This window comes from Vibrio sp. B181a, assembly GCF_030248375.1.
Lineage (GTDB): Bacteria > Pseudomonadota > Gammaproteobacteria > Enterobacterales > Vibrionaceae > Vibrio > Vibrio campbellii.
In genome coordinates this window covers 1-15137 of record NZ_JAHGAD010000094.1, presented here as the reverse complement: position 1 = coordinate 15137, position 15137 = coordinate 1, and the positions used below count along the sequence as shown (strand labels likewise).

The 15137-nt window shown below is 40.7% G+C and carries 13 protein-coding genes; 6 read left to right on the top strand and 7 right to left on the bottom strand.

The features are described from left to right. Positions 1-59: 59 nt before the first annotated feature. From KIO97_RS24860 to KIO97_RS24835, 5 genes are all read right to left on the bottom strand, one after another. A complete protein-coding gene (locus KIO97_RS24860; protein ID WP_285384247.1) occupies positions 60-896 on the bottom strand; it encodes a leucine-rich repeat domain-containing protein in 837 nt (278 codons plus the stop codon). A 229-nt stretch (positions 897-1125) separates the two neighbouring features. Further along, positions 1126-1494 carry a hypothetical protein gene (locus KIO97_RS24855; RefSeq protein ID WP_045376485.1) on the bottom strand — a complete coding sequence of 123 codons (369 nt, stop codon included), beginning with the start codon at positions 1492-1494 and terminating at the stop codon, positions 1126-1128. 118 nt (positions 1495-1612) lie between these two features. Then, on the bottom strand, positions 1613-2251 hold the full coding sequence (locus KIO97_RS24850) for a LysE family translocator (RefSeq protein ID WP_285384246.1): 639 nt from the start codon (positions 2249-2251) through the stop codon (positions 1613-1615). A gap of 135 nt (positions 2252-2386) precedes the next feature. Next, on the bottom strand, positions 2387-2671 hold the full coding sequence (locus KIO97_RS24840; protein WP_285384245.1) for a MazG nucleotide pyrophosphohydrolase domain-containing protein: 285 nt from the start codon (positions 2669-2671) through the stop codon (positions 2387-2389). 428 nt (positions 2672-3099) lie between these two features. Further along, the gene (locus tag KIO97_RS24835; protein WP_285384244.1) at positions 3100-3996 is read right to left on the bottom strand and encodes a LysR family transcriptional regulator; all 897 of its coding nucleotides are present in this window, start codon (positions 3994-3996) and stop codon (positions 3100-3102) included. A gap of 201 nt (positions 3997-4197) precedes the next feature. Between KIO97_RS24835 and KIO97_RS24830 the strand changes: the two genes are divergently transcribed. The 3 genes from KIO97_RS24830 to KIO97_RS24820 all read left to right on the top strand — a co-directional run bounded on the left by KIO97_RS24830 (position 4198) and on the right by KIO97_RS24820 (position 6998). Beyond that, a complete protein-coding gene (locus KIO97_RS24830; protein WP_228174310.1) occupies positions 4198-4767 on the top strand; it encodes a DUF2938 family protein in 570 nt (189 codons plus the stop codon). Positions 4768-4871: 104 nt separating this feature from the next. Beyond that, positions 4872-5945: an acyltransferase gene (locus tag KIO97_RS24825; protein ID WP_285384243.1), complete on the top strand. Its 1074-nt coding sequence runs from the start codon at positions 4872-4874 to the stop codon at positions 5943-5945. A gap of 342 nt (positions 5946-6287) precedes the next feature. Continuing rightward, positions 6288-6998, top strand: a complete 711-nt coding sequence (locus KIO97_RS24820) for a hypothetical protein (protein ID WP_285384242.1) — start codon at positions 6288-6290, stop codon at positions 6996-6998. Between the two features lie 145 nt (positions 6999-7143). Here KIO97_RS24820 and KIO97_RS24815 read toward each other — a convergent pair whose 3' ends face one another. Further along, positions 7144-10314, bottom strand: a complete 3171-nt coding sequence (locus KIO97_RS24815) for an SIR2 family protein (protein WP_285384241.1) — start codon at positions 10312-10314, stop codon at positions 7144-7146. Positions 10315-10901: 587 nt separating this feature from the next. On the opposite strand from KIO97_RS24815, the gene KIO97_RS24810 reads away from it, so the two are divergent. Then, positions 10902-11678, top strand: a complete 777-nt coding sequence (locus tag KIO97_RS24810; protein ID WP_045495762.1) for a hypothetical protein — start codon at positions 10902-10904, stop codon at positions 11676-11678. Between the two features lie 69 nt (positions 11679-11747). After that, positions 11748-12494, top strand: coding sequence for a C13 family peptidase (locus KIO97_RS24805; RefSeq protein ID WP_285384240.1), 747 nt, complete (start codon positions 11748-11750; stop codon positions 12492-12494). Between the two features lie 15 nt (positions 12495-12509). Here the strand turns inward: KIO97_RS24805 and KIO97_RS24800 are convergent, their stop codons facing one another. Next, positions 12510-13205: a helix-turn-helix transcriptional regulator gene (locus KIO97_RS24800; protein WP_285384239.1), complete on the bottom strand. Its 696-nt coding sequence runs from the start codon at positions 13203-13205 to the stop codon at positions 12510-12512. Positions 13206-13620: 415 nt separating this feature from the next. Between KIO97_RS24800 and KIO97_RS24795 the strand changes: the two genes are divergently transcribed. Beyond that, the coding region (locus tag KIO97_RS24795) for an LruC domain-containing protein (protein ID WP_285384238.1) at positions 13621-15137 on the top strand (1517 nt) is incomplete at its 3' end.

The window sequence follows — 15137 nt, the reverse complement described above, 5'->3', positions numbered from 1 at the left end:
AAAAATGCCACGCGTTGCGAATCACTCTTAAATGCTTTGTTAAGTTTTACAGCACAAAGTTACTCTTGTACTAAAACACCTTCATCCACCTCATAATCGCTTAATGAGGAATTAGAGGTAATATCAAGGTCTTCCAACGGATTTTCGGTTGCCCACAGAGCCCTTAGTTTAGGGTTGTGGCTAACGTCCAACTTAGTGAGTTTGTTATCCGTCACATACAACTTTGTTAGTTTGACGTTTTTACTTACGTCTAACGACGATAACAGGTTAAACATCAAACTTAGTTTATTAAGTTGTTCGTTGTTGCTAATGTTGACTTTAGATAACTGGTTATTATCCAAACTAATCTGGACCAGATTAGGATTGTGGCTAAAATCAATATCCTTAAGCTTATTTTCTTTAGCCCACAGATACTTTAGCTCAATATTACTTGATAGATTCAGAGCCTCTATTTGGTTGGAAACTACGCTTAAATCAGTAATTTTAGGACTTTTCGTAAGATCTAGCTCAGAAATCTGGTTAAAGCTAACATTTAGTTCAGTCAAATTTGGGTTATTACTTAAATCCAAACTAGTTAGATTCGATTTAGTAATAGAAATTGAAGTCAGCTCAAGATTCTTACTTAAGTCAATGTTACTAAGTTGCTTACCAGACAACCACAACTCCTTTAGAGCAGGGAAATAATGAATCTCATTTGCACTATCTATATTAAATTGGCGACAAACCAACTTAGTAATGTCAGTGGGATTGGTTACTTTTTGAGCCAATACACATTTTTGAAAATTATCATCCTCAAATTTAATATCGCTGACATCGAAAACTTCACCGGAAAATGCATTTAGAGACACTAAGAAGCCACACGTAGCCATCACCAATTTTTGTTTATTTCTGCTCATATTATACTCTTGATATAGAAGTTATAAGTTCCAGGTTAGTATGTTATATATGCAGCAGATAGCAACAGAATAAGACATTTAATTCATATGAAGATCACTTTTTCACGCATTCTTGAATTGCTTTTTCCTCTAAACTCGCGAATTAGAGTGTACAACATGACGCCCTGTTAAAGTGTGAGCAACGCATAGTAAAAATGCCACGCGTGCCGAATAACTCTTAAACAACTTGTTATGTGCGTTGCTCAAATTCATACTCTGTAAGACACCATTGCTTTGGGCTTGACCAACTGATTTCTCTGAATGATGTTCTTAGGTCACCGCCCATTAAAAGTTGCTTCATAAAATGGCTAGGTGAAATATAAGCTTTATCGTTATAAGCAAACACAAAACCCTGCTTATTGAGCCCAAGCATTATCTGTTTAGTTTCTTCTGATTCAAGCCCACCACTGAGATGAAGTTCATCAATACGACCATCTGTATCACCATCTCTGTTGTTTTTGCTTAACTTAATTGAGGTCTTATCTATGGCAACAACGTACTCCGGAGGGACATCTCCTAATTGCCCAAACTCAACTTTGTAAGGAGGCTGTTTTATCATTTTATCTCCAAGCACATAACGCCCTGTTAAGGGGCTTATAATAGTTGGCCAAAATTGTGAACGAAGCGAAACCAGCAAACTGTTAGAAGTCCCGCTTGAACAGCTTGTTATAAGTACATTACTTGACTGTCGCCACACGGTAACTAAACCAAAGTAATACTGCTCCGCTAGCTGACTGTAATAGCTTGTACATTCTACCTGACTTGGCAAACGATGTTGATTTTCCTATCAGAAATACCATAGATGAAAACCATAATGCTGCAAACATAGCATGAACACTAACCAATATATAAGAGGATGCAATCGAATTTGATTCAAAGTTAATGAACTGTGGAAATGCTGCTAGATAAAAAATAGAAACTTTAGGGTTTAGAAGATTTGTTAATAACCCTTCGAAAAAACAAGATGACAATTTTTTTGCAGAACTTTTAGGTCTATTCTCGGTAGTATTTTCGAGTACGTTGTTTTTTTTGAATGCTGATATTATTGCTTTTACACCTAAGTAAGCAAGGTATACTGCACCTATTAGCTTCACTGCAACAAATAAACTTGCTGATGAAACTATAATTGCCGAAAGGCCGAATACTGATAATGTCCCGTGCAGATAAAACGCTGCCACTATCCCCAAAACATTTGCGTAACCATGCTTCTTGCCCGAAACTGGAACAGTTTTTAGAAGCAATACACCATTGGGACCTGGAGACATTACCATTAACGAAATAACCAATAAAAATGTAAAAACAGTATAAATATCCATATTAAAATCCTTCAGACAACCTAGAATCTCGCCTGTACTTATAACGCCCTGTTAAGGTGCGAGCAACGCTATACCAAAGCCACCGCATACAACCTTAAACACTAAACGCAACGCATAGTAAAAATGCCACGCGTGCTATCGGTTGTACTTAACTTTATTCAAAACTTCTTTTAGTTCATGCGTTTTCTCAAGGTTTACACCGTGAATATTGGCTAGAGCACAAACATAATACAAAACGTCATATAACTCTTCTGCGACTGAACCTTTGAGATCATCTAGCGTTGGTTGCCCACTTTTGCCTTTGCGAATAGATTCCGATAATTCGCCAACTTCTTCGATTAGTTTTAAAAAATAGTGTTCAGATTGCTCTGGCGCATAATCGAATTCTTTTATATGATTTTGTAACTCAGATAACTTCATAACGTCCTTTTTGTATCATTTTCCATAAAGCGTATAACACTATCTATACGGCGTTAAGCCGCTCTTTACGTAGATATAATGCAGTCTTTCGTTTAAGTCTTCAACTGAAAATCAATAGCTTAGTGGGCGAGTTAAAAAAGCTAGAATATTTCAAAGTCGTCATCTTTTATCTCTCTTATCACTTTACGTCTCCTCCAAGAAATTTTTATACAAGTGATATCGGATTAGAAATAACGTTCAATAACATAAGTTAAGATATTGATTATGTATGTCCTACACTGGGTCACACACCAGACAAGCAGTTGGGTCCAACTTGATATGACATGATCAGTAGAATCTAAATAGGCAAAGGCGAACCGATTGGTTCGCCTTTTTTGTATGGCATTGTCCTTTTGTATCTTACGTCAGGCAAAACTTTTGATATAACGTCAACGTCGCAAGACATCACAAAGTTTATTTCTCAACCATTGATTAGCTGAGTTATGGTCATCGCGCTTATGCCACATCATAACGTGTTGAAAAGGCTTGGAGGAAAACGGCAATGGCAGGATTTGTAAGTTAAACAACGAGGCGTATTTTTTGGCCATCAGTCGACTTACAGGAGCAACGGCGTCACTCTCTGACACTAACGATAATATTGAAAGAACGGATGCGGTTTCACAGTCTACGTCTTTTGGCAGAAAACGTTCATCAGAGAAATAATTCATTTCGAGTAAGTCGACTCGCCTCTTCTGCATAAAAATAATTTTTTCAGCATAGAACTGCGCTTGAGTGATCGTCTGTTGAATGTGGGGATGACCTTTACGACATACAACAACAACTTCATCATCAATATAGGATTGATAGGTAAAAGACGGATTACTGCGCAAACCAATATCAATGGCCAAATCTGCTTTGTGTAAGCTCAACTGAGATAACAACTCATCTTCTGTATTGGGCGTCATATGGAGATTAATTTTGCAGTTACCCATCGTTGGGTCGATCTCAATTTTGTTTCTGACCATATGCATAATTATCTCATTTACATAAACCGTAAACGTGTGATGATTTTGGACATCAAAATCCGCGACATTGCCCAGCGCACTCTCTACCGCCGTTAGCGCAGGTTCGATTTCATTCGCTAGCTTAATTGCTGCATGTGTTGGGCTAATTCCGCGCCCTTCTCTAACAAAAAGAGGCGCACCCAGCTGGGACTGCAGCCGCTTTAACGCAGCACTTACTCCAGGTTGCGTTAAACCTAGTGATTCCGACGCTAATGTGATGGAACGAAGCCGATACACCTCTAAAAAAACCACCAGCAAATTCAAATCTAAATTTGGTTTCACTCTTGAGCCTATACATAACCATCAGTAATGTTTTGTATAAAGCATACTTTATATATCCCGATATTTCATTGCCTTACACTATAAACATTAACAAACATATTGAACTTATGAAGGCAATGTCACGGTGTGAATAAGTCACACCTGACCATGACAAGCTTTTTCATGCTCACAACGAAAACAGAATTAAACCGGAGATGCTCTATGTTCTATTATCCCCATCACCAGCGTTCATCCTACCTACTTCACCTTCTGTTTATTAGTGTTTTTAGTGGCCTTTGCTTAGATCTAGGCAGTAACTTGTATCTATTGTTCAGTGGTCATCCACTTAATAACTTTGAGAGTCTAGGTCGTTATTTGGTTTATATCACTCAAGGGCATCCTTTGGTTGAATCTATACAACAAGTGCCTGCAGTACCACATGACGTTCTCATAGGTTGGATTATGCACTTTAGCGTGAGCTTAGCTTATACCGTTTTTTATATTAGCTTTGTCGAGAAAGGATTGTTTCTAAAACCGAGCCTTAAAAAGTCACTCGTCTACGCATGGTCATTGTTATTTTTCCCTTTAGTTGTAGTCAGCTATGCCTTTGGTCAGGGCTTTTTCCATGTGAATAGCCCTAATACTATCCAAGCAATTTTATTTTCTATTTATTGTCATTCTTGCTACGGCATTGGTCTGTTTATTACAACTAAAGTGCTCTACAAAAGCCGATTAGAGATTTTCAAAGAAGCGAAAGAACACCACGCAAAGGTAGCCAGTACCGAGGGATAACTCCCTTTCTCATCCCCCCTTAACCTCAAGCAGAATAAAGCACTAAGTGAGCAAAATATCATTATTTTAATTTTTAATACTTTGTTAGAGAGATTGGAGTCTCAATGAATAATCCCATGCAAGTTAAGCGTTACGATTATCTGGATAATATCAAGTGGGTGTTGGCAGTATTAGTGATTGTGCATCACAGTGCTTCCACGGCTGGCCTAGATCCTATAGGTTACAACTTACCCCGTGTCGATGAAATTATGCAGCACCAATATAGTATCCTAGGTAAATTTAATAAGATTAATCAGTCGTTTTTTATGTCACTGTTTTTCTTTATCTCAGCCTATTTCGTGCTTCCCTCTTTTGAGCGCAAAGGCGCCGGTAAGTTTATGTTAGATAAACTCAAACGGCTCGGGATCCCAACGCTAATAACCTTATTTGTGATATTTCCAATTTTATCGATCGAGTTTGCAACATCGAATGTTAAAGACTTTTTCCTTACCACAAATATTGACTTAGGCGTTACCTGGTTCTGTTGGACCTTGATTGTGTTTAGTGCGGTATTTGCATTGTCCCAAATTGTCGGTGCCGGCAATCAAAAGGCCTACGTCGATAAGCCTTTTCCTGCACTTTGGAAGATCTTGCTGTTTGCCGTGATGATAATTCCGGTCAATTTCTTTGGCTTGTACCTTATGGAAGCAGTGGGTACGAATTTCTTAGGGTTTCACCTTATCAAATATTTTCCGATGTATATCAGCATGTTTTACTTTGGTATCCAAGCTTACAGGTACCAATGGCTCGACAAGCTTGAGTTTCAACACGCCTTTGCTGGGATCCTGATGTGGATTATTGCGGGCGCATTCGTCTCTCCGATAGCGTCAGACTATGGCCTGAATGATGAGATGGTAACTCGTGGGTTGACCGTGATTGGGATGTCGATGTTTCTGCTGTACAGCTTCAAGGTACTTTTCAATGACAAAGGAAAATGGAGTTCGATGCTTACGCGAACGGCTTTTGCTGCTTACGTGGTGCAGAATATTCCTATGGGTTTTGCCGCAGATTTTTATAAGTCCTTTATGACCCAAACCCCCTTAATCAACTTTGTGGTCATTGCAATCCCATCAGTGATCGGCTCTTTTGCGATTGGCTATCTTATCTGCAAAACCCCCGTACTCAAACGTATCTTCTAATTAAGCCTATATATGTGTCTTTGTCATCCCTGCGACGAAGACACATCCAGTCGCAGTAATCTTTGAGTCATAAATTAAGCAAAGTGCTCTCGTGCCCTAACCCCATTTACGGCCTAAATTGAGTTTAAAAACTGATAAACCATAAACCTCAGTTATGGATTATCTAAAATTACGTTTATATATCATTCCAATAAAAAATAATAGAATACACACAACCTAAAGCAATGACACATTTACAAGCTCGTCATCTATGAAAATTTCCTAAAACTTTGTGACGGTATGATTAATAAATAGAATGTTTCTCTTTGCATGACATTTCACTCACTTCAAATAAGGTTTCACATGAAAAATTTATGCATCTCTGTACTAGTTTCTTCAATATTAATGGGCTGTGGCGGTAGTGATGGTAATAACGGTGGTGGAAGTCCCGATAAAGTTTCCCCACTTGACCTGGGAAATTTAACAACTGATGTTAAAAAGCAATACGCACAAGTTAACTACGATACTTTTTTAGTTATCACCGAAAGTGCTTTAGATTGTGCAAAACAAATTCAAGTTGGCGAAATCGATAATGCTTGTGAAGTTATCGACAAAGGCAATCATAACGAGGGTTTGACTATTGCAGATATATCAGGGACTTTATCTGTTAAAAAACAGAGTGATAGCATTAAGATTAGCACAGTTAAAGACATACAATTTTATGCTCCTTTCATTAATCAGAACAAAAACACTTTTAAGTTGAATAAAAAAAATATTGCTAACGCACAAAAAGAAACAAATTTCATTAAACTACCAGAATCAAATGAACAAGAAGTAAATACTCAAGAGGTCAAATCCTACCAAGTGTACTTAGGTGGTACTTTCATCTTCTCAAATGACGATGGCATGAAAACTCTCGACGCTTTTAATCATGAGTTCTATGGCTTGATTTATAGCCATAATACCAATACAGATGAGAGTCATTTTATCAGCAGCATAAGTAGAATGGTTGGTAAAAATAATGCTATGGTCGACTGGAGTACAGATAAAAACGGCATCATTAATCCAATTTAGCTAGGAGGCGAAAAGCCGAACTTAATAGCTCAGGCTTGGCACTTGCCCCTGAAGCAACCAAACCTTGTAAACAGCTGACGTGATGAACTAAAAAAGCGAGTCGTTAGACTCGCTTAAAGCTAAGAACAATCTTTAAGGACTAAGGCTAATCCTGAGATAAGAGCCTTGCTCGATGAATTACGTAAGCATTTTCGTACTTGGAAAGGTCTATCGCCTCTGGTAACAACTTAGCCACTAGCAACTTAATTTCATTACTATATTGTAATTCTTTATCTACAAAGCCATAAATCCTCCAGTATAAAGAACTATGTCTGTATAAATTAAAGATCGTCCCATAACTTCCCTGCTCTAGGTAGTGGGTCCAAAGTAACTTGTGTGAATCGTTGAACATACGATTCATTCCTTGTGAAAACGAGAAGATATAACAAGTATGTAGTAGTCTCAGTTCTTGAGCAGTTGGCGTAAAATTGCCACTTGGATCTAGTAGGGCTTTTCTAGTAATCGCACGCATCTGATTGTATTGGTCCTTTTCTTTTGACGCTAGCACCCTGTTAAGCCAGTATATTTTCGATTTATAGGAAGTTTCTAAATCAAAGAGAACTAATGCTGCGTTGTTTGCAGTAATTATCCTATTCTTGTTTCTGAACTTTTGTTCTAAGTGTTTTAACTTCTGGATTTCATTAAGATCAGATAGTTCTTCTAGCTTCAAAAGGGCATCAGAGTTCTTTGGCTCAATCGTCAAAGTTTCTTTAGCATAACGAACAGCCTCATCTAGCTTTCCGAGAGAATCGTACATGAACATGAGATTGACCAGAACCTGTACAATTTCGTCATTCGTCAGATGTTCTTTTTCCTTCAAGGCATCAAGGAGCAAAGGCTCTGCCTCGTCATGTTTCGAAATCATTCTCGACGAGTACCCCTCAAGCATATAGAAATACGACAACGAGCCAACCTTATCCGATTCTCTTGCAATCGCTCGGATATGTTTAGAGAAGGAAATAACTTCTTTATAACGGGCTGCGTTAGAGATCTGCTTACAATACGACCTACACGCTCTCATAGCAGAATCAATATCACGACCTAAGTCCAACTCTATCGAGCACTTGAGCAGCTGCGCTAAAAGCACTTGAGTACTACCAGCTACTTTATCACTTTCTTTGATCTGCCTTTTAGTAAGCTGACAAAGCTGGATTTTTCCAGTACGCCAGCTGTCACCTAAATGCACCTTGGCGATATTTTTTGAAATCTCATAGACCTTCTTAGTGCTAAGTTTTCCGTAAACATAGTTCCTAACCGCGCTAGGTAGCTTTAAGATCTTTGTCTCTCCACTATTAACGGGGGTTTCAACAATACTTCTAGTTAAGTTTGTTGCTTCAACAAGCTCTAGATCATGCAGTTCATCTAAATTTGTTTTACGATAAGTTGCATCTGGATTAGTTCGCTTCAAATTATAGAATGTGTCCCCAAACTCTAGCACCGCCAAAGTTTCTAGCAATTGATAACTTCTTTTGGTGTGAAGCTCTTGACTTGAGGCTAACTGTTCCACTCGATTTATTATTTCAGATGGAAAGTCGCCGTCATGCTCCCAGTTTCGTGATTCTGGTGTGTAGTGTTCTTCATATAGTTCTTCGGACGAAAGTAAGTTAAGGTCCTGTATGCATCTTTCTATACTCGATGGAATCCCTTTCCCAAGTTCAATGATGGTATCAATTGCATTGCGATCCAACTCATCGCTGATGCTACTATGATTTAATATAAATGCCTTCGCATCATAATCCTCCAGCTTAGACAATTGCATTGCAGGAAAGTGTTTACTTAGACGCTTTCGGCTAACTAAGAGAACTTTAGTATTCTCGTTGTACTCATGCATTATCGGCAATAGCGATTCTAAGTCTTTCACCAGTCTCGCTATATCACTTGACTTAGTAAGCTCCGCCCCCACATTATCGAAGAATACGATACTATTATGCTTTGGCAGTTTTTGAATAAATACTTGTAAACTAACCCCTGATTCACTCTCGATACGTTCGAAAAATTCTTTCTTGTTTTTTACTCCTGCGAGATCCACTCTAAAGATTGGAGCATTAAAGTAGGTAGTGTTCTCTTCGTGCTTCAAAGAATACACAAACTCACGATGACTAATCCCCCATTCAGCTTCTACGTTAACACACCTGTGTTTCGAAAATAGCCCCATCAAGTAACTTCTTTCAGTTACTCTCACGGAACTGTGCGCAGGCTCTATGGACATAGTCCAAGGCATCAGCATTGATTGGCGGTCTTCAAACTCCTGACTATCTATATCGATGCACTCTTGCTGAATTTTAGTGTCTGAAATAGCATGGTGAATTTTGCTCGGAGCAGTAGTTCTGCACCCCAGAGCCTCTGAAAGCTCGGGAAGGAAATTATGACAATCGATACCTCCATATATTTTGAATCTACCTCTTTGAATTGCTGGTGAAACAGATTCTAATAAACGCTCATATTTCTGCTTTATCGTTGATTCCTGCGACTCAAAAAACGCCCACAATATGTCGAAATTAGCACCACTATCGCTAATCATTGAGAATAAAACTTGAGTGAAAATATCGTCCCAACCGCCATAGCCTAAAACAACCAGTGTCTTGTTACTCAAGATTCTCGTCAAAGACTGTTTTAGGAGGGGTCTATCCAATGTCAATTGAGAAGGGGTATGTAACGTATCAGTATCAACCCAAAAGCCGTGGAAATGAATAATATTAACGTTGGATACCTGAAACTGCTCGAGGTTACTATCGCCATGTAACACGACCCTAGCTGGTTTATAGCTAGCTTGCTCTAAGGCTATAGAAAGTAGAGGGTCAAAGTTGGGGGTCAGCGCAATTTTTGATGCTTTCTCAAAGCCGAGCAAAATTTCTGATAGTGATTTAGTCGCGGGAGGGATAGACCAGTTACTTACATCATTTTGCAGTTCTATCAATCGGGCGACATCGTTAATATCAACGTCAGAAACATCCCCTTTATATGCCTGTATAGTTGCGGATCGAATAATACCATTTACAGTATTTGGACTGGTATACATAGACAAGAAATCAAATGAGCTCTGATAACGATCAGTATCTGGCTGGGTAGAACTCACATTCTTGTGATACAAATCCAAAAGCTTAGGCTTTTCCGATAACCTGGTTTCGATGATATCAAGGACACCTCTTACCCCGGGTATGCCCACATGTTCACCAGAAGAGGCCGATAATGGTGAACCAAAAAGGAAAACTATCTCATTATCGCTAAACTCTATCGCGCTTGCCAAAGCTTCACTATTACCGATGGTCAGTTTCAATTCGTTATCTCTACTATAAGTACTAGCTATCAGAGCGACATTATAAATACGCATTGATATTAGAGCAATTCAATACTTTATATTTAATCAAGGCCTTAGTTAAACGCATCAAACGGAGTTAAGCCGCTACTCTGATTGTTTTTATGTCTCTCGTGCCACCAATTCTCCAAATTTGAACAGTTGTCACAAACTGATTCATATCTCTAACGCCTTCAGATCACCATCAGAGACTGCTAGTCTCGCCAAGGCTCGCTGGAATGCCCCAGTTTAAGCACCGAGTGTAGTGGTTCAGTTTTAGAGCTCGAATTAGAGCTCCACCATGAGCCTCAAACCTCACGTTCTAAAAAAGCGAACCGCGGAACTAAGTAAGACTGGTTAGCTTGCTTGTGGTTAAGCGCTCTTCCCTCCAACAGGCGAGCACTTCTTGATTTGGTAGGGCTTGCTGACGTATTTGCTTTGTTTATCCACTTCACAAGTCGAGCTGCTCTATTTCATAAATTAATTTGTATTTATTTACGCAAATATAAATCTCGTCGTAATTGTTGTCCTAATTTAAAGGTGAACCAACAACCTAATAAGGAAATACAATGTCAGTTAGTAAACATTTAGTGGTTAACCTGTGCAGCGATACTCTTAGAAGAGTTCAAAAGCAAAAACTCAACTTGATCATCATGCAAGGGACGGCATCTAATAATCCCGACAGCCTGACTAATTCGGTGGTGGCTAAGATCTCTCATGAAGATCTGTTTGAACAAAACCGTATCGAACTGCATCAGAAACTCATCGGCTTCATTACCAAATCGTCACTTATATCCGGTACACGTATTGATGCGACGACTTCACGTAACATCAATTTGGGCGACACGTTCGAGATTGCTGAAGACAATGCTTCGGTAACCGTCATAGAGCCTGATCATGTGTCAGATTCAGAAACGTTTTCGTTCGTTAACAAAGGCGATGAAACGACGGTGGGCTACTCAGTATACGGTGGCGAAAATGTTTCTCACGTTTGCGCGGCCCCTATCCCTGGGCGCTCGACACTGGAAGTGATGCCACTGAACAAATACCTTCTATACTTTACAGCCGATGACATTTTTGACCGCAACTATGCCATTACGACATTAAAGGGCAACGCTGCAGTCATCGAGTATGAAGACCACACTTCGAACCGTGAAGTGACTTGGGATTACCACACCGGGTTATGGAGCAAAGGAAGTGACTTTAACGCCATGTACCACCCAACCAATAACTGGTTAACGAACCTTGTTTCAACTGCGGGTTCGGTGGTTAAAACGGTGGGAAGCGCGATTAACTCACCACTTGGACAAGCTGCGATTTCTGTGGCTAAAAAGGTTCTGTTGTAGCGAACCATTGAGTTCTTAATTCAATGACGCCCCACCTTGGATGTGGGGCTTTTGCCGTAGGAGTAAACTATGAAAAAATATGCTTTGTTAGTTGCTGGGCGTTCTGAACTGCGTCACTTGAACGATTTAGAGCACTGTTATCGCACGCTAACTAATGAATGTAATATCCCTCCGCAGAACATATTCGTCCTCTATTACAACGGGGCGATGCATTTTGATCTCATGGATTTCAAATACCTTCACTCTGCTCCATTGTATTATCAGGACAACACTAGGCTAACCATTGATATTCGCGGCGAGGCAACACCACAAACACTGGATCAGACGTTCTCTAAACTTGGGCTCATGCTATCAAGTGAAGATATGCTGTATGTGATGACTTCCGGGCATGGCTCTCGAAGAGAATTGCATTTGTCAGAAGAAGTGGAAGAACCTAGTGCGGAATCTGAATTGAGCTGTGCGTTAAAGCATCCGGCAATTAGCGCAGAGCTGTTCGGTCAATTGCTTGGACAGCTACCTTCTTATCATTCACTCGTTGTTGTTATGGGGCAATGTTACAGTGGCGGCTTTCAAGATTCTGTTATGACCCATTCAACCGCCACCACAACGTTGTTTTCTGCGGCATGTGAGGCGGATAAAGAGTCCGCAGGAGACGAGCACTTTACCCCTTTTCTTCACTACTGGATGACTTCATTGGCTAGTGCACCGCTCAGTGAGCCAAAGGTTCATCACCAGTATGCTGTTAGCCATACCTTGCCATTTGATTCACCGGTTATCCGAGTCTCCACGAAACAAGCCACACTAGAGAATGAGTAAGTGTGGATGTTTGGGTTATAAGGATTTTCTAAATTGATTGGGGGCAACACCTGAATAGCTTTTGAACATTTTCGAGAAATTAGATACCTGCCTTATTCCTACATCGAGCGCGATGTCCGTGACGGAGTTTTTCGTTTCGTGTAGCAGTGAGGCAGCTTTTAGCATTCTGAGTTTCTTGACCCAATTAAAGACGGTTATCCCCATCACGTCTTTAAACATCCGAGTTAAATAGGTTCGATTGGTGCCAACGTAATCAGCAATTTGCTTGAGTGTGAAATTGTCGTCGATGTGTGTCTCTATATAATGGCAAGCTCTTTGAACCATCAGAACGCTGTGATCATAACTGGGTTCATGCTGGGCCTTTTGACAGGCGCTTATCCAGTTTTCGTGGCACAGAAAATCAAAGTGAACTGGCGTAGGTAAGCTTCTGCTGCGGGTTATCTCCCACTCTTTCAGCTCAAGTTGAAACATGGTTTTCGAAGGTGATAGTGCATGGCTTATCGTTAATATCGGGTTTTGTATTTCTTCACTAGACCAACCAATTTCTGCCGTTGAAGTTTTATCGTCTCTTGAGACAATCACTAAAGCTAGGGGGTTAGTGATTTCCGGCAAGTATCGAAAATTAATAACGGAGTACCCATGCTCGGTGAGAGTCTTCTCAATATTTCTTCGCTCTACAACATTGTTTCCTAGGTAAACTATATGGTTCATTACTCGCTGCACCTTTGTGGATGTCACATGTGCAACGATATGAATACAAATTGAACAATTCTTATTTCTGCGTAAACATCTTTAGTGAATCCCCCTCAATTCAGAGTGAGATCAACTAATGCGGCGATTGGTTTACAAGTTCTTCATTGAGCCCGTGCTGCAAGGCCATCGGTAGTAAGCAAAACACTCAATTAAATCAGCAATTAATGTGAACATTGGTCGTTTGCAACAACACAAAGTGGCCGTTCAAAACGAAGATCACTACGAATTACCTAACATAGCCAAACTGCTAATCAAATTGACATTCACATTTGTAAAAACACCCCCTTCCCTGAATAAATCCAAATTTTTCAATACGTTATTAATGGCACGATTTATTCATAACATCATATGCAACTTGTTAAGGGAAACGACTATGAGAAGAATATCATTATTACTGGGGTCGATTTGTTTAGGAGTAAATGCATACGCGACGCCATTCGACACCTGCCCGAGCCAGGCGTATCTGTTTCAGTCCACTCCGACCCAGATTTATGGGGTCAACCTAGTCACGGGCTCGACGACTTTGTTGCAAACAGACACTGGCATTCCAGGGAACATTAATGCTGTCGGGTTTGATTTCACCGACCGCTATCTTTACGGCTACGACACGACCGAGAACCGTGTTGTCCGTCTGGGGCAAGATTTCCAGGCGGAGGTGTTAAATGTGTCTGGTCTGCTCGGAACAGGGAATCACTTTTTCGTGGGTGACGTCTATGATCATGTGTACTACCTATATAGAAGAAACAAAGGTATATACAAAATCGATCTCGCTCCTCTCGACAGCGATCCAACCGCGACACTTTCACTGGTTCAAGTAAATCCGACTGCAACACGCTCTTTTGCTGACTTTGCGTTTCACCCAGATAACGGCAATATATACGCGGTGGATACAAATACAGGGAAACTTTACAGTATCGACCGTACCACTGGCGTAACGACTCTTGTCGGCAACACCGGTGTGACAGGGTCGTTCGGCGCTGCTTACTTTGATGTTGATGCCAATCTGTATTTGTCGCGCAACTCCGACGGTAAAATTTTTAGAATCGACTTGTCTTCCGCAAGCCTTGCCGCGGGCACTGTAACCGCTGTAGAGTTTGTTGCTAATGGGCCAGTATCCAATCAAAACGATGGTGCCCGCTGCGCTAATGCGCCAATCATCGATCCAAATGACCCTATCGACTTTGGTGATGCTCCAGACACCTACAGCACGACATTGGCTTCAAACGGTCCACGTCATGAAGTTGATGGTACAACCTACTTGGGCAGCGTTGCCCCTGATGGCGATGTTGGCGGGCAAGCGGATGACAATGCTGTCGACACTGCCGATGAAGAAGGGGTTGGCTTCGTGGCGGCACTCGACCCGGGTTTAAGCTCGGTGATTGAAGTCACCGCCTCCACTTCTGGCTATTTGTCTGCATGGTTTGACTGGAACCGAGATGGCGACTTTGCTGATGCGGGTGAGCAAGTCTTTACTGATGAACTTCTCTCTGCTGGTAGTAACACGCTGCCATTTATTGTGTCTGACGCGGCCACTGCGGGGTCAAGCTGGAGCCGTTTCCGATTCAGTCAACAGACAGGTCTAAGCTACACGGGTGGTTCAACGTCTGGTGAAGTGGAAGACCACCCTATTACCATTACAGGTAACGGGTACTCGGTTGAGCATTTCCCAACTGTTGACTCTTATGCTTCCGTCGCGTTTGAAGACAACTGGCCATATACGGCTGATTACGATATGAATGACGTGGTCGTCGACCTTCAAATAACAGAGACCACCCTCGCAGGACATGTCGAAATCATCAGTATTTCCGGTAAGCTAGTGGCTTACGGTGCTAGCTATAAAAACGGTTTCGCTATCCGACTACCTGGCATCACACGAAGCAGCATTGAAAC

What these genes read in the sequence shown, in the direction of transcription:
- KIO97_RS24805 (WP_285384240.1), top strand. Translation starts at nt 11,748, where the DNA reads ATGAAAAAATATGCTTTGTTAGTTGCTGGGCGTTCTGAACTGCGTCAC.
- KIO97_RS24850 (WP_285384246.1), bottom strand. Translation starts at nt 2,251, where the DNA reads ATGGATATTTATACTGTTTTTACATTTTTATTGGTTATTTCGTTAATG.
- KIO97_RS24800 (WP_285384239.1), bottom strand. Translation starts at nt 13,205, where the DNA reads ATGAACCATATAGTTTACCTAGGAAACAATGTTGTAGAGCGAAGAAAT.
- KIO97_RS24825 (WP_285384243.1), top strand. Translation starts at nt 4,872, where the DNA reads ATGAATAATCCCATGCAAGTTAAGCGTTACGATTATCTGGATAATATC.
- KIO97_RS24830 (WP_228174310.1), top strand. Translation starts at nt 4,198, where the DNA reads ATGTTCTATTATCCCCATCACCAGCGTTCATCCTACCTACTTCACCTT.
- KIO97_RS24840 (WP_285384245.1), bottom strand. Translation starts at nt 2,671, where the DNA reads ATGAAGTTATCTGAGTTACAAAATCATATAAAAGAATTCGATTATGCG.
- KIO97_RS24860 (WP_285384247.1), bottom strand. Translation starts at nt 896, where the DNA reads ATGAGCAGAAATAAACAAAAATTGGTGATGGCTACGTGTGGCTTCTTA.
- KIO97_RS24855 (WP_045376485.1), bottom strand. Translation starts at nt 1,494, where the DNA reads ATGATAAAACAGCCTCCTTACAAAGTTGAGTTTGGGCAATTAGGAGAT.
- KIO97_RS24820 (WP_285384242.1), top strand. Translation starts at nt 6,288, where the DNA reads ATGAAAAATTTATGCATCTCTGTACTAGTTTCTTCAATATTAATGGGC.
- KIO97_RS24810 (WP_045495762.1), top strand. Translation starts at nt 10,902, where the DNA reads ATGTCAGTTAGTAAACATTTAGTGGTTAACCTGTGCAGCGATACTCTT.